The organism is Corynebacterium jeikeium (assembly GCF_000738175.1).
GTDB lineage: Bacteria > Actinomycetota > Actinomycetes > Mycobacteriales > Mycobacteriaceae > Corynebacterium > Corynebacterium jeikeium_C.
In genome coordinates this window covers 61,660-76,163 of the sequence record NZ_JFCH01000023.1, presented here as the reverse complement: position 1 = coordinate 76,163, position 14,504 = coordinate 61,660, and the positions used below count along the sequence as shown (strand labels likewise).

At 61.6% G+C, this 14,504-nt stretch carries 12 protein-coding genes and 1 tRNA gene; 3 read left to right on the top strand and 10 right to left on the bottom strand.

The features are described 5' to 3' along the window. On the top strand, positions 1-841 hold an 841-nt coding region (locus tag JQ46_RS02910; protein WP_034985124.1), incomplete at its 5' end, for an IS256-like element IS1249 family transposase. Between the two features lie 146 nt (positions 842-987). Here the strand turns inward: JQ46_RS02910 and JQ46_RS02905 are convergent. Together JQ46_RS02905 and JQ46_RS02900 are read right to left on the bottom strand one after the other, a co-directional pair. Further along, positions 988-1,069, bottom strand: a tRNA-Tyr gene (locus JQ46_RS02905). Positions 1,070-1,192: 123 nt separating this feature from the next. Continuing rightward, on the bottom strand, positions 1,193-2,203 hold the full coding sequence (locus JQ46_RS02900) for a polyprenyl synthetase family protein (RefSeq protein WP_034985292.1): 1,011 nt from the start codon (positions 2,201-2,203) through the stop codon (positions 1,193-1,195). A gap of 176 nt (positions 2,204-2,379) precedes the next feature. Between JQ46_RS02900 and JQ46_RS02895 the strand changes: the two genes are divergently transcribed. Then, a complete protein-coding gene (locus JQ46_RS02895) occupies positions 2,380-3,819 on the top strand; it encodes a geranylgeranyl reductase family protein (protein ID WP_034985291.1) in 1,440 nt (479 codons plus the stop codon). A 34-nt stretch (positions 3,820-3,853) separates the two neighbouring features. Here JQ46_RS02895 and JQ46_RS02890 read toward each other — a convergent pair whose 3' ends face one another. The 5 genes from JQ46_RS02890 to JQ46_RS02870 form a co-directional block, all read right to left on the bottom strand. Next, entirely contained in the window at positions 3,854-4,540 is a 687-nt protein-coding gene (locus JQ46_RS02890; protein ID WP_034985289.1) for a demethylmenaquinone methyltransferase, read from the bottom strand. Between the two features lie 28 nt (positions 4,541-4,568). After that, positions 4,569-5,891, bottom strand: coding sequence for a glycosyltransferase family 4 protein (locus tag JQ46_RS02885; RefSeq protein ID WP_034985288.1), 1,323 nt, complete (start codon positions 5,889-5,891; stop codon positions 4,569-4,571). A gap of 92 nt (positions 5,892-5,983) precedes the next feature. Continuing rightward, on the bottom strand, positions 5,984-6,460 hold the full coding sequence (locus JQ46_RS02880) for a DUF3592 domain-containing protein (RefSeq protein ID WP_034985286.1): 477 nt from the start codon (positions 6,458-6,460) through the stop codon (positions 5,984-5,986). After that, complete coding sequence (gene menD / locus JQ46_RS02875; RefSeq protein WP_237744688.1) at positions 6,457-8,376, bottom strand: 2-succinyl-5-enolpyruvyl-6-hydroxy-3-cyclohexene-1-carboxylic-acid synthase; 1,920 nt, start codon at positions 8,374-8,376, stop codon at positions 6,457-6,459. The genes JQ46_RS02880 and menD overlap by 4 nt, the downstream gene beginning before the upstream one ends. Before the next feature lie 11 nt (positions 8,377-8,387). Continuing rightward, positions 8,388-9,506, bottom strand: a complete 1,119-nt coding sequence (locus tag JQ46_RS02870) for an o-succinylbenzoate synthase (protein ID WP_034985285.1) — start codon at positions 9,504-9,506, stop codon at positions 8,388-8,390. 44 nt (positions 9,507-9,550) lie between these two features. Between JQ46_RS02870 and JQ46_RS02865 the strand changes: the two genes are divergently transcribed. Continuing rightward, positions 9,551-10,513 (top strand): 1,4-dihydroxy-2-naphthoyl-CoA synthase, encoded by a 963-nt coding sequence (locus tag JQ46_RS02865; protein WP_034985299.1) that lies wholly within the window; start codon positions 9,551-9,553, stop codon positions 10,511-10,513. Between the two features lie 657 nt (positions 10,514-11,170). On the opposite strand, the gene JQ46_RS02855 is transcribed toward JQ46_RS02865, so the two are convergent. From JQ46_RS02855 to JQ46_RS02845, 3 genes are all read right to left on the bottom strand, one after another. Next, the gene (locus tag JQ46_RS02855) at positions 11,171-12,448 is read right to left on the bottom strand and encodes an ABC transporter permease (protein WP_034985282.1); all 1,278 of its coding nucleotides are present in this window, start codon (positions 12,446-12,448) and stop codon (positions 11,171-11,173) included. Continuing rightward, on the bottom strand, positions 12,441-13,232 hold the full coding sequence (locus JQ46_RS02850; RefSeq protein WP_034985281.1) for an ATP-binding cassette domain-containing protein: 792 nt from the start codon (positions 13,230-13,232) through the stop codon (positions 12,441-12,443). The genes JQ46_RS02855 and JQ46_RS02850 overlap by 8 nt, the downstream gene beginning before the upstream one ends. A 256-nt stretch (positions 13,233-13,488) precedes the next feature. Then, a complete protein-coding gene (locus tag JQ46_RS02845; RefSeq protein WP_034985280.1) occupies positions 13,489-14,430 on the bottom strand; it encodes an RluA family pseudouridine synthase in 942 nt (313 codons plus the stop codon). Positions 14,431-14,504 lie beyond the last annotated feature (74 nt).

The following is a 14,504-nucleotide window of genomic DNA, read 5'->3' as shown; positions in this document are numbered from 1 at the left end:
CTGCCTGATCGTCGCGGCGACCATCGACCACGTGATCGCCTGGCACTGGTGCAAACACGAAACCACCCGCGACTACCAACTGCTGCTTGAACGCATCGAAGCCCCACTCATCGCCGTCATCGACGGCGGCCAAGGCGCATACAGCGCAATCAAAAAGTGCTGGCCGACTACGAAAATTCAACGCTGCCTCGTCCACGCCCAACGCGTGGTCCGCCGCTACACCACCACCAACCCACGCACCGATGCCGGGCGCACCATCTACCGACTTGCGCTGAAACTGACCCGGATCACCACACTGGATGAAGCCGCCGCGTGGGGTGTGCAACTGCACGAGTTTTCAACGATCTACCGGGAATGGATGAACGAGAAAACCATGATCAAAGACCCCAAAACAGGTGCATGGACCCGCGTGTGGACCCACCACAACGTGCGCAAGGCCTACAACAGCCTCAACCATCTTTGGCGGTCCGAGATGCTGTTTGTCTACCTCAACCCGCCAGCAGGAGTCCTTGCGCCCGAGCGGATCAAATCCACCACCAACAGCTTAGAAGGCGGCATCAACGCCCAGCTCAAACTGCTCGCCAGAACCCACCGCGGCAGATCAGGCGAACGACAACGCCGCATGCTGGATTGGTGGCTCTACTTAAAAACGGAACTGCCTGACGATCCAGTACGAATCGCCAGGCAGTCCGACTGGGGCCAGGGCCAACTCGCCAAAGTATCCACCCTGACCCAAACCGAGAACCAAGCCGACCACGAAACAGGACGCCCAGCCCTCTACGACAACGCTATCGACACCGACTACACCCACTCAATCGGCATTCAAAAAGGCCAAATCTAACCCCCGCGACACGCCGAGCCAGACACACATTTTGACCCTTAACCCCTGCCTCATGCCCAACTCTCGCACCGCGAACAGAAAAACCCGGTGGCCGCCTCCCGCATCGGGAAGCAACCACCGGGTTGTTGTTTTGCCATTTGGCGCTGTGCCAGATGATGGATTCGAACCAACGAAGGCAGAGCCGGCGGATTTACAGTCCGCTCCCTTTGGCCGCTCGGGCAATCTGGCATGCACCATTCGGTGCGCTGGTAACTCTACTACGAGTAGCCCCAACTTATGCAAATCGCCAGCTCAAGCAGCCCACCGGAAGCGACTCTGCGCGCCCCGCAAGCTCCGAGGCCACCCTGCTAGCTACCCCAGGCGCTCCAAGGCGAAGTCCATCAAGTGGCGCAGCGCCTGAGTCACCTGGTTCTCGGGCAACTTAGCCAGCTCATCCTCGCCGTACTGACGGTAGCGCTGCACGACTTCAAAGGACTTCTCGCGGCCTTCGGAGCCACGGATAAGCTCCAGCGCCTCGTCCACCAGGGCGTCCTCCGTAACCGGTCCGGTGAGGATCTCGCGCAGTCGCGCCCCTGTGGCGTCATCCTGCTGCATTGCGTAAAGAACCGGCAGGGTGAACACGCCTTCGCGCAAGTCCGTGCCAGGCTGCTTACCGGAAACCTCCGGGTCGGCCCAAATGTCGATGATGTCGTCGACGATCTGGAAGATCTGGCCGACATTACGTCCGAAGCGGAACAGTGCCTCGCGGTGCTCCTCGGAAGCGCCACTGTGCAGTGCGCCGAGCCAGCCCGCCGAAGCGATGAGTACGCCCGTCTTCTCCTGGATGACGGTCAGGTAGTGCTCGATCTCGTCCTCCCCATCGCGGGCGCCAATGGTCTCCCGCATTTGGCCGGTCACCAGCTCCTGGAAGGTCTCCGCGAAGTGCTGCACCGTCTGAGTACCCAGCGATGCCATGATGTCGCTGGCGATGGCGAACAGGTAGTCGCCCGCCAGGATGGCCACGGAGTTGTTCCAGCGCTTGTTAGCGGATTCCGCACCGCGGCGCTGGTCGGATTCGTCCATCACGTCGTCGTGGTACAGCGTTGCCAGGTGGGTCAGTTCCACCACGGCAGCTGCCTCGTTTACTTCCTGCGCGGTTGGCTTCTCACCGTAATGAGCCGCCAGCAGGGCAAACATCACGCGGAAGCGCTTGCCGCCCGCCTCAAAAAGATGGCTGATTTTGTCGGTGAGAAAGGACTCGCCAACCGACAGCCGATCCTTCAGCAGCTGTTCAACCTGCTGCATCGACTGGCCCAAGGCCTCGTTTAGTTGCGCGTCCCCCACGTCAGGGAGCGCCGGTTTACGGGGTGTGGCACTTGGCATGTCCGTGGTCAGCCTCGTCTTTTCCTCTTGAACTGCGCATGTATTGATTCACATGCGGTCTTTTACATGTCTACCGACACTTTAGTCGATTAACGTGGCGGTGTTTAACGCACATGCGATCTACGCCTCGACCTCCCCGCCAGCCCTTCCCCACCCGCGTGGAACAATGGGTGTCGATGATTCCCCCCGCTTCTGAAACTCTCAACGCTGGGCCCCGCGGTATCGAGTGTGATCTCGCCGTCATCGGAGCAGGCCCGGCTGGTTCTGCCGCCGCTTTCCACGCCGCCCGCGCTGGTCTGGACGTAGTGATGGTGGACATGGCTGACGTGCCGGGTGCTGTGCCGGGCGCTGCGGCCGGCCCTCTTCCTGTCGGCCGCGATAAGACCTGCGGCGACGGCCTCACTCCGCGTGCCGTCGCCGCCCTGGAATCGATGGGCGCGCTACACCTCCTCGACGGCGCCCCCTACATCCGGGGCCTCAAGCTGCACGGCTTCGGCGGCTCCATCACCGCGCCGTGGCCTTCAGGAAACTTCCCGCAACGCGGCTCGGCCATCCCTCGCACGCGCCTGGATGCTTCACTAGCCGGAATCGCTATCGCTGCGGGTGCTCGTTTTATTCAAGCGAAGATTAATGACGCCACCTCGGACCCAGTAACCCAACAGCTCAGCGAGGTCGCGGGCACTCGCACCGGTGAGGGCGTGCAGGGCTCATCCGCGCCCGTGAAGATCCGTGCGCGCTTCTTCGTCCTGGCCGAGGGCGTGCGCAGCGGCATCGCCCGCAAGCTGGGCGTGCAGTGGGATAAGGGGCTGGTTCACGGCATCGCGGCCCGTAGTTACATCAACACCCCCTTCGGCGATGAGCCGTGGATTCACTCGCACCTGGAGCTCAACGACGCTTCCGGAACCGCCCAGCCGGGCTACGGGTGGGTGTTCCCCCTGGGCAATCCGGCCGAAGGAACGGATCGCGGCCCGGCTGAAGGCATCGGCAAAGCGAACCTCGGCTGCGGAGTGCTGGCCACCACCAAGCGCCCCGCAAAGGTAAACACCAAGAAACTGCTGCGTGACTACGCGCGTCAAGTCAGCGGCGAATGGTCAATCGAGGGAGAACCGGAATCCATCACCTCCGCCCTCCTGCCAATGGGCGGAGCCGTCAGCCGCGTGGCTGGCCCCAACTGGGCCGCCATCGGAGACACCGCCGCCCTGGTCAATCCGCTGAACGGCGAAGGCATCGACTACGCCCTGGAATCCGCCGAGCTGCTGGTTCGGTTGTTGGTTGACCAGTGGGGCGGGACGGAGAAGTGGGCGTCCAAAATAAAGAGCCACAACGGCGCCGGTATAGAGCCAGAATGGACAGATCAGCTGCAGAAACACTACGGCGAGGCGTTCGGGCTGGCGCGGCGGCTGGCGGTGGTTTTGACGATGCCGGGGCTGATGAGCGCGCTCGGGCCGTTGGGCATGCGCGGCCCGCTGGCGAACCGCGTGATGGGCGTGGCGACACGCCTGATGGGGAACCTCGTGAGCCCCGCCGACCGCGACGTGGCGGCCAGGCTGTGGCGGGGTGCAGGAAGGGTTGTAAACCTCGCACCGATTGACGAGCCCTTCGCGGCGCGGAAGTAGCCGCCGTTGCTGGCCGCGCGCGGATAAGTTCCAGTTAGTCGCGGATCGCGCTATGGAGCGCCACGATTCCGCCGGTGAGGTTCTGCCAGCCGACCTCTCGCCAACCGCAGTCGCGGATCTCCGCGGCGAGTTCCTCCTGGTCAGGCCAGGCGCGGATAGATTCGGCGAGGTATTCGTAGGCATCCGCGTTGGAGCTAACCACCTTCGCAACCTTCGGCAGGGCGCGCATCAGGTATTCCTTGTAGACCGTCTTGAAGATCGGGATGACGGGGGTGGAGAACTCCGCGACGGCGAGCTTGCCGCCCGGCTTCGTCACTCGCGCCATTTCGCGCAGGCCGGCGCGGAAGTCCACGATGTTGCGCAGGCCGTAGTTGATCGTCACCGCGTCGAAGGTCGCGTCGGCGAACGGCAGGTTCGTTCCGTCCGCGCACACCATCGGCACATTGCGGTGGGAGCCGGCGGCGAGCATGCCGAAGGAGAAGTCGCAGGCGATGCAGGTGGCACCCGTGCGGGCGAACTCTTCGGTGGATACGCCCGTGCCTGCGGCGAGGTCGAGCACCAGGTCGCCGGGCTTCAAGTCGAGGCGCCTGCGGGTGCGGATGCGCCAATAGCGATCCTGGCCGAAGCTCAACACCGTGTTGGTGAGGTCGTAGTTCTTGCCTACCGCGTCGAACATCGACGCGACTTCATGCGGCTTCTTTTCCAAACTTGCCCGAGACACGACTCACATCTTAGCGCGGGCGCTTCGCCTACTTCGCGGCGGGCTCGGCGCTGACCTGCGGGGCTGACTCGGCCGAAGTCTCAACGGTGGCCTGGGCGGTGGTCTCCTCGGTGGTCTCCTCAGTTGCGGGACGGGGCACTTCGCGCACCCCCGTGAAGTCGCGCTGCGAACCCTTGCGCGGGGCCGCCTTGCCACCCTGTGCGATGGCCTGGCGGTAGTAGCCGAGCAGCTGGTCGCACAGGCTGGACCAGCTCTTGTTCTGCACGCCCTCAAAGGCGTTGTCGCGGTAGGTATCCACGTCCCCGGTAAGGATGGTGTCCACCGCTTCGACCAGCTCGGCCTCGAAGTTCTCGACGTTCAGCAGGTAGCCGTTGTGGCCCGGCTTGATCAGGTCGATAGGGCCACCGGCAGCCGGGCCGATGGTCGCCACGCGGGAAGCTTGGGCTTCCTGAATCGCCTGGCAGAACGTCTCGTACTGCCCGGTATGCACGAAGATATCCAGGCTGGCGAAGGCATGAGCCAGATCCTCTCCGTACAGCCCGCCGGTGAACACTGCGGTGGGCATCCGAGACTTGAGGTCATCCATCTCCGGGCCGTCACCGACGATCACCAGCTGCACGTCGTCCCGGCCGTTCAGGGCAGCCATACGCTCCACGGACTTCTCGGCGGCCAGACGGCCGACGAAGCCGACGATGGTGCGGCGCCCCTCCAGGTCGGCGGCCTCGCCTACGTTGCCGCGCTTCTTCTCGCCCTCTAGCAACCATTCGCGGCGCAGCTCGTCGGAACGCTTGGAGGGGTGGAAGCGTTCCGTATCCACCCCGCGACCCCAGTGCGCCACGCCCCGCACCCGGTTTTCTTCCAGCTCGCGCATCGTCACGGAGCTCGGGGCAAGCGTCATGGCGCACATGTTGTGCATGACGCGCACCCAGCGCCAAGCCATCTTGGACAGGAACTTCATTTTGTAGTTGTTGGCGAAGCCCGCCACGTCGGTCTGGAAGATTGCCACGCAAGGCAGCTTCAGTGCCCGCGCCGCCACGGCGCCCGCGCCGCCAAGGACGAAGGGGCTGGCCAAGTGAACTACGTCTGGCTGGAACTTCTTCAGCTCCGTGTACACGCTCGGCATCGGCACGCCGATCGGCAGGGAGTTAATGCCCGGCACGTCTACGGCGGGCACGCGGGCGATGCGGTAGCCCTCGTAGGTCGCAATTTCCTCCTGCCCATTCGTTGCCCCCGGGGCGATTACTAGCGCTTCGTGCCCGTTGGCACGCAGGTGCTCCAGCACTCGAAGCACGGAATTAACCACGCCGTTTACGTTCGGCAGAAAGCTCTCGGCAACAATTGCAACTCGCATACCCTTCAGCTTCCCTTTTGTAGTTCACGCCCGCGTTTCGTCTGGGTAAAAACACTAACAAGTCTAGGGAAACAAAAGGTTACTTTCGCTACTCAAAGTTTGTTTTTCTTCTGCCAGCGTCGGATCAGCAGCATCAGCATGGCACACACGCCCAGCCCTACGGCCATGGACGATAGTGCCGGCAGGAAAGCTAACGTCCATCCCCTCCCGTGCACCTTTACGTTCTCGGGGTCGCTGACTTGGTATTCGACGCGCACGTTCTGCCCTTCCACCAGGCCAGAAGGGTACTTTAGCCCCTCTTCGGGCTGCTGGAAGTTACCGTCTGCGTCGCGGAAGCGCACGGTGGTCCGCAGCGTCTGCACCGAGACCACCTCCGCCGTCGCTTCGGCTTTGTCTCGCGAGATCGCAAAGTCATCCATCGCAGAGGTCACGATCATCCCGCCGCACACCAGCATCACTAGCCCTGCCAGGGCGATAACGGCTTGCTTCGCGCGCCGCAGTCTGCGCGCCGTGCGGATTTGTTTCGGGGTGAGTGTGTCGTTCCTCGCGCGATCTATTGTGCGGTTCATCGTGTGCCCGCAATTCTTTTTTCTATTTCTTGACGCCCACGCCTGCTCACCTTTACTTCCAGCACCGTGATCCCGCTTCCGCCGATTTCGGCGTGCTCGTCGATAACTGTGGCGAGTTCTTCCACGCTGGTAGCCAGCTTGTGTTCCACTCCGAACCCGGCGCAGAGCTCCGCGAAGTCCAGGTCCAGTGGCGTGCCGAAGACCCGCTCGAAGGCAGCGGTGCCGTCGGCGAAGGTGCGCAAGTGCTCGGCACCGGGCTCGAGGGTTTCGAAGATCCCGCCGCCACTATCGTTGGTCAGCACGATCAGCAGGTTGTCGGGGCGCGGTTCGAGCGGCCCGATGTTCAGCCCGCCGAGGTCGTGGGCGAATGTCAGATCCCCCATCACGGCGATGGTGCGCGGCGCGCGGATCGCGGTCGGGTCGGCGTGGGCGTGCGCCATCGCCGCGCCCACGGCGGTGGAGATAGTCCCGTCGATCCCCGCCGCCCCACGGTTGGCGATCGCCTGCACGCCGTCGAAAGGCAGCCCGGCGCGGGAGGCATCCCGCACCGCCGTAGACGCCCCTAGTACCAGGAGGTCCCCGTCGCGCAGGGCGTCCGCCACAACGGCCACAGCATGCACCGCGGTGAACGATTCGCGCTCGGCCAACCCGTCGCGGACCTGATTCACGCCCATGTCGCTGATGGCGCGGGCGACCTGCAGCCAACTTTCCGGCTGCTCGCCGCGCGGTCGGACGGTGCTGCCGACCTCATCAACATTGTCGAAAACGTCGGTGATGTTGCGGGTGTCGCTGAGGGCGATGACGTTGATGTCCTTGTTGGCCAGGAGCTTTGTGACGCCACGGTGGAGGGTTGGCCGACCGATCACCACGATCTGTTCCGGGGTGGTGACCGCCGAGTGTGCGCCGTCGCTGACGACCTGGGTACTGAACATGTCTACGGCCGCACTGTGCACGGGGAAGTCGGGTGCCGGGGCGACGGGTTCCGCGATAGTTGGCACGTCCGCTAGTTCGTCCATGATCGAACGCGCCCAAGCGACGTCGCCGACGGAACCCGCGATGACTAGTGTGCGGCGCGACAGGTCAACCTCAACTTGGCCATAGGGCAGCTTCCGGGTGCCACGGGCGGGCTGACCGGGCGCGTGCGAGTCGTGCGCCCCCTCGGTCGTTGCCGCATCTTCAGCGGCGGCGATTTCGCCCGCCCACAGCGATAGCTCGTCCAGCGTCGGCGGCACGAGCGGTTCCCGCAGCGGCACGTCCAGGTGGGCTCCGCCGCCGTCGATGGGATCTGTTGCTGCAGCAATTAGCTTGCGCACCAGGTCGCGGAGCTCCGCTGCGGCATCGGTGCGCTTGGCGGCTTGACCCGTGCCAGCGTCGGTAACGGCGCCTTCCAGCGCCAGCTCGCCCGCGTTCAGGGTGCACACCGAATGGCTGCCGAAGATCTCCGCCTGGTCGATGGTCTGGTTCGCCCCCGAGCCCAGCATGGAAAGCGGCCGGTTCGCCGAGAGCACAACCAGCGGCACGCCGGAAAGCGTGGCCTCCACCATGGCCGGCAGGCAGTTGGCCACGGCCGTCCCGGAAGTCATGACGACCGGCACCGGCTGGCGCGATACCTTCGCCAGCCCCAGCGCCAAAAAGGCTGCCGAACGCTCGTCGGTGCGGACGTGCAAGCGCACCCTCCCGACCCTTTCCGCTTCCACGAACGCCAGGTTCAGCGGCGAGTTCCGCGAGCCGGGGCACAGCACTGCCTCGCGCACACCGCTGCGAATCAGCTGGTCAACCAGCACCAACCCCGCACGCACTGCAATGGGGCTAGTCAGCGCGGCGGAGTGCGCTGCAGAGTCTGCGGCAGAGCGTGTGCCAGAGCCTTGAGTCGGATCCTGAGCCGGATCCTGGGAAGAACTATCAGCGTTAGTCACAGTTCCACAATCTACCTTCCGCCCGCTAGGTAGCTATAAGCCGCACGCAGGCGGTCCAGCCACCAATCACGCCGCTCGCCGGTAAGGCGGAACTCCGCCAGCCGGTCGGCATCGGGGGTTACAGCGCCGGTGTGCATGCGCCCATCGACGATCCGCCGCTCTGCGAGGTCGTGTTCAAAGAGCGTGCCGGTGGCCAGTCCGGCGGCGTTGGGTTCGGCGACCATGCCATCGTCATCGATGTGCACCAGGCTAGCGGCTGCCTGCAAACCCGCGCCGAGGCCAACCGCGGTATCCAGGGCCGAACTCACCGTGATGGATACGCCGCGTTGCGCGACCTCGCTGGCCACCCGGCGGAGCTGATCCACGCCCCCGAGCGGCGGCACCTTGAGCACGGCCACGTCGCAGGCCCCCGCGTCGGTAACCTCCTTGACCGCTGTGATCGGATCCGCGCTCTTACGGATGGCCTCGTCGGCAGCAACGCGCACAAACAATCCCCGCCGCATGAGGCTCTGGCGCACCTCCGCCAGCTCGGCGACGGTGCGGCAGGGCTGCTCCACATAATCCAGCGGACCGTCGGCGGCGAGGGTTTCTACGACCTCCAGGGCTTGCTGGACGGTCCAGCCACCGTTGGCGTCCATGCGGATCCTCGGGGCACGAACCCCCTGGTCCGCATACCACTGCCGAACTGCACGGACGCGCTGAACATCCTGGCGCATGCTGGCGGCCGGGTCGTTGGCCAGGGCGTTCTTCTCTGCGACCTTGACCTTCACAGTGGTGCAGCCCGGGTAGCGTGCCATGAGCTCGCCGATGATCCCCGGCTGGTCGTCTACGTCCACTGCGGGGATGGTCGCGTTGACGGCAACCCACTCATTGACGGGGGCTGAACCGCTAGTTCCATAGCCGTACTGGATCGCCGAACGCAGCCACAGGGAGGCCTCGGCCGGTTCGTATTCCGGGAAGGGGGCGAACTCGGCCCACTGGGACGGGGCGTCAATAAGAAGGGCCTCACGTACAGTCACGCCACGGAAGGGCACCCGCATCGGCAGGGCAACCACGTCGGCGCGCTCGAGTAACTCGGCGAGCGACGGCAGCGGGAAAGACAAGTTAGAAGACGGGGCGGAACTGTTCATGCTTCCTACCTTGCCAAAAGCGGTCGGCCGATAGAATGGCGGGCATGACTGATTCCAGCAATAACCCCTTCAACCCCGAGCTGTGGCGCCCGGTCGATGTGCCGGGTGTAGATAACTTCACGGACATCACCTACCACCGCCATGTCGGCGAAGGTCGCGCCAACGGCATCGTGCGCATCGCCTTCGACCGCCCGGAGGTACGCAATGCCTTCCGCCCGCACACCGTCGACGAGCTGTACCGGGCGCTGGATCACGCGCGCCGCACCCCGGACGTTGGCACGATCTTGCTGACCGGTAACGGGCCGTCCCCGAAGGACGGCGGCTGGGCGTTTTGCTCCGGCGGCGACCAGCGCATCCGTGGCCGTTCCGGTTATCAGTACGCCACCAGCCACGATTCGGACGTCGCCGCTGCTGGCGCAGAAGGGGTGGATGAGGCCCGCGCGAAGGTGGAGGGCGGCCGCCTGCACATCCTGGAGGTGCAGCGCCTGATCCGCACGATGCCGAAAGTTGTAATCTGCCTGGTCAATGGCTGGGCCGCTGGCGGCGGGCACAGCCTGCACGTGGTGTGCGACCTGACCCTGGCCTCCCGCGAGCACGCTAAGTTCAAGCAGACGGACGCCGACGTCGGCTCCTTCGACGCAGGCTATGGCTCAGCCTACCTGGCCAAGCAGGTGGGCCAGAAGTTTGCCCGCGAGATCTTCTTCCTCGGCGAGGCCATCGACGCTGAAACGATGCACCAGATGGGAGCTGTCAACCGTGTGGTGGACCACGCGGATCTGGAGGACACCGCCATCGAATGGGGCCGCAAGATCAACACCAAGTCCCCCACCGCGCAGCGCATGCTGAAGTTCGCCTTCAACCTAACCGACGATGGGTTGATGGGCCAGCAGGTCTTCGCAGGTGAGGCTACGCGCCTGGCCTACATGACCGACGAGGCAGTTGAAGGTAAGGAGGCCTTCCTGGAAAAGCGCGTGCCGAACTGGGACGACTTCCCGTACTACTACTAACTAAGGCAGTCCGGGGCTCTCTAAGACAAGTCTTCTTTGACAATTCTGCGCCCTTGGCGAAGCCCGCCTGTCGTCCAATGACTCAGGACGCACAGCGCCAAAGCAAGAACTGAAGTGAGTACGACATGCGGCTCCGTGGGCGCAGGTATCAGCCGAGAGTCCCCTAGAGGGACTAAAGAACGGTAGGCAGGCATAAACCCCTGGATTGCGATACAAGCCGCATAGAAGCCCAGGGAGCTAACTCCCGCCCAGTAGGGACCAATCCACGGTGATAGCCCCAGAGTCACCGATGCTACAAGGGTGCTGCTCGTCAGAATCATCAACACTACGGTGTTGGCAGGGTAAATTCTCAATAGCTGCCCCATTGCCACCGCCGCCACAAGCCATATACCCACGAAGGTGACGCACAGGGAAAACAATGCAACCCCTCGTGCACGTGAAGAACTGCCTTCCCATTGAGCACTTAGAGGTTCAATCAAAACTGCCGCCACAGTACTCAAAAGTAGGAAGACCAACTCCATGTAGAGCACGTATTTAGGCTCATATACCGTGTCCCAGTTCACTTGAAATCCACCATCGCCAACCAAGACAACTGCAAACATTGCCAGGAGGGAGGCGCCCACAACCCAACTCAGTCTTCGGGTCTGCCAACCGTACTTAAGAACCTGCATTAGTACCGCCAGAATAACTGCAGGTACTCAGTTCTTCACTGTGTTCCTGCACGATCGTTTCCATCTGAACGTCACTAAACTGTCGCTCTTTAGGATGGTCTGGTTCGCTACTAAAAGTTTCACGGGCCGCGACGGGAACCCTAGACAACAGCCAGTCGTTAACTTCGAAAGAAGTGTTGACGGCAGACTCGGAGGATTCCGGTCCACACACTAGAACCCCGGAAATAGCTTCGATCAATAAAGCACCAAAACGAGATCCTTGACCAGGCTTAAGCTCTACAATTCCAACGCCATAAGGCAAAGGCTTCGCTGTATCGACCAGGGACGAATCTTTCATTTCATAGAAACCCGCCCTCGACCTCCCTACAACATCATCGACTGCATTGAGCGAGGTTCTAATTTTTGCTAATTCGGGCTGGTTCTCCTCGTGTACACACACTGTGCGCTCACCAACTACTTCACAGACCTGTTTTTCTCTGGCAGAGGCAGAATACTCAAAAACCTCCACGGGACCGGCAGGCGAAACCAAAGCGATGATAAACACGGCAATGGGGGCAGCCGAGGACATAATCACTCTAGAAATGACACCCCGAGACCTCGTTGCGCCAGCACTATAGAGAACAAGAACCAAAATCACTATAAAGACAAGCCCCAACAGTAATTGCCGGTTCAGCCAACTATCTGAATAAATGAAACTAGGTAGCTTCTCAGCCGGAAGTATCGGAATAAACCGCAAGGTCGAAAATCCATTAACTGCAGACATGGGAAGCACGGCGAGAAGGGCAACCGCAATCAGGGATACTTTCAGATCAGCAGCCAGGTAGCCAATGACATGACCAAGAAACACCGAAAAAACAATCGATCCTAAAATGGCCAGGTAAAGTTTAAACTCCGGTGTTCCACCCCCAGCTGTTGCAATAGCAAAGCCGAAGCAGATAAGCAGTACGGCAACAACGCTAACTATAGACACCGCTAACCACGTTAATGTTGTCCAGATAGACTGCCCGTAAGGGCTAACTCGAGTTCCAGCCATAGTGCTTATCCGCCCCGGAGAGTGCCCGAGGACCTGCAGCACCGCAGCTATCCCGCCTACGAGTGGCATCACGACGACAAGTGAGTTCGACAAGTTCGACTCAATAAGACCCCACTGCTGATAGGGAGCCTTCAACAACTCAAGTTGAAAGAGGACTTCCGTTAAGGTAATTACACCGGCACCCGCAAGCATGATCCAACCGAGGGAAGACCGAGCATACAATCTAATCATGCTTCGGATCCTCCCCATTCTGGGATCGCAGGCTCTGAACCAAGTCCGAGTATCCAGCTTCAAACTCAGTTCCATATCGAAGGTCATCGCTGGTAGCAAGACCCTCTCCCATACCCTCGAGCGACCCGGAGTACAGGAGCTGCCCCTCTGCTATGACCCATACATCATCAGCCAGATACCGAAGATCTTCCATATGGTGGGTAGAAATAAGGACGAGCCTGTCATCGCTAGCAGCGTCGGCAATGCATTTCCGCATTAGCATTCTCGATTCCGGATCCAACCCCGTAGTGGGCTCGTCGAGAATCATTACCTCCGGCTCGTGTACAAGGACGCACGCGAGTCCAAGCCGTTGCCGTTGTCCACCCGAGAGCGCACCAGCCTTCAGCACTTGCTGCTCATTCAGACGAACAACATCAAGCGAATTTTCCACAGCACGATTAAGTTGCTTCCCCGTTAGACCATTAACCCATCCAACATATTCGACAGTGTCTTTGACACACATCCCGGGAACAAACGTGAAACGCTGCGGTAAGTAGCCAATAGAAGAGTTTCTCTGATACTCATCCATCGTTTTCCGCCCATGCTCTGTCACCAGGTAGACTGAACCCTTCGGGGATTTCAACCGACCAGTGACAATATTCAGCAAGGTACTCTTACCGGAACCATTCGGCCCCAAGATACCCGTGACGCCTTCATTAAAGGTTCCAGCAATGGAGCGCAACACTGGCTTCGTACCAAAGATCTTCCTATACGAGAAGCTCAGTTCTTCTAATGATAGTTTCATGCGGCGGAACTCAACCTCACAGGAAAGTTAGCAACGCACACCGCGATCTCCTTGCTTCTTATTACCAGTATCGCTTCTGGCCAAGCCTGCAACCACAGCTTTCATTTTCACCATTTTGGATCCATCGCCTTATCAACATCGGGGCAGCAACTCCACCCTCAAAGGAATTAAATCCCAACAAGGACGAGGCATCAATAAGATAATTAAACCTAACCACTTTTGGGGGCAAAATTGATTGGGCATGAACGCCCCTCCACTAGCCGCGCAGCTTATTCCACGCCGGGGGCATCGGGGCGTGCACATCCAGCACCTCGCCATCCGGCAGCGACACCACCAGCCTGCAGGCGTGCAGCATCAGCATCCGCACCCCCTTTTCCGCGGCCGCCCGGTTAGCGGCGGGGTTCCCGTAGCGAGAGTCCCCGATGATCGGATGACCCAGGTGCTGCAGGTGCACGCGGATCTGGTGTTTCCGGCCTGTCAACAGCTGTGTCTCCACGAGGGTACCCGCAGTTCCCCACGGCTTCTTCACCCACAGCTTCGTTTCCGCCCGCTGCCCGGCGCGGCGATCCACCACCGTGGCCGCCCCGGCTTTGCGCAGTGGCGCCTCTATCCGCTGCGGTTGTCTACCGGTCCTTTTCACCCCACCGGAAACCACCGCCAGGTAGTAGCGCTGGATGTCCTCCCCGCCGGCACGCAAGAGCTCCTGCAGGTGCCGCAGCATCTTCGAGTTCTTGGCTACTATCAGCAGCCCGGAGGTTTCCTTATCCAGCCGGTGTGCCAGCTCTAGTTCCTTTACCTTCGGCCGTAGCACGCGCAGCGCCTCGATCACCCCAGCCTTGACCCCACTGCCGACGTGCACGGCGATGTTGGCAGGCTTATTCACAACGAGCAGGTCGCCGTCTTCAAAAACGATATGCCGGGACAGCCTGCGGGCCAATTGTTCCGCCGCCTTGCGATCCCCCGTTGGCGTCGGTTTCTCCGCGGCGACTTCCAGGGCGGGCAAGCGAACCTTGTCGCCGGCAACGGTGCGCTGGTCGGGTTTGCACTTGGCGCCGTTGACGGTGATCTGCTTGGTGCGCATCAGGCGGAACAGCACCGTGGCGGGTACGCCCTTGACCTGCGAGCGGATGTATTTATCCAGGCGGCGATCCGCCTGCGAGTCGCTCACGATCAGGGTCTGAGGTTCGGAATGATTCATGGTGGCTCTGGCCTCTATCTGTAGCAGATTGACCTGCCACAAGCCCGGCCATGCCCTCTCTAAGTTGGTAGCGT

What these genes read in the sequence shown, in the direction of transcription:
- JQ46_RS02880 (WP_034985286.1), bottom strand. Translation starts at nt 6,460, where the DNA reads ATGAACCGCACAATAGATCGCGCGAGGAACGACACACTCACCCCGAAA.
- JQ46_RS02845 (WP_034985280.1), bottom strand. Translation starts at nt 14,430, where the DNA reads ATGAATCATTCCGAACCTCAGACCCTGATCGTGAGCGACTCGCAGGCG.
- JQ46_RS02900 (WP_034985292.1), bottom strand. Translation starts at nt 2,203, where the DNA reads ATGCCAAGTGCCACACCCCGTAAACCGGCGCTCCCTGACGTGGGGGAC.
- JQ46_RS02865 (WP_034985299.1), top strand. Translation starts at nt 9,551, where the DNA reads ATGACTGATTCCAGCAATAACCCCTTCAACCCCGAGCTGTGGCGCCCG.
- JQ46_RS02885 (WP_034985288.1), bottom strand. Translation starts at nt 5,891, where the DNA reads ATGCGAGTTGCAATTGTTGCCGAGAGCTTTCTGCCGAACGTAAACGGC.
- JQ46_RS02895 (WP_034985291.1), top strand. Translation starts at nt 2,380, where the DNA reads ATGATTCCCCCCGCTTCTGAAACTCTCAACGCTGGGCCCCGCGGTATC.
- JQ46_RS02850 (WP_034985281.1), bottom strand. Translation starts at nt 13,232, where the DNA reads ATGAAACTATCATTAGAAGAACTGAGCTTCTCGTATAGGAAGATCTTT.
- JQ46_RS02855 (WP_034985282.1), bottom strand. Translation starts at nt 12,448, where the DNA reads ATGATTAGATTGTATGCTCGGTCTTCCCTCGGTTGGATCATGCTTGCG.
- JQ46_RS02870 (WP_034985285.1), bottom strand. Translation starts at nt 9,506, where the DNA reads ATGAACAGTTCCGCCCCGTCTTCTAACTTGTCTTTCCCGCTGCCGTCG.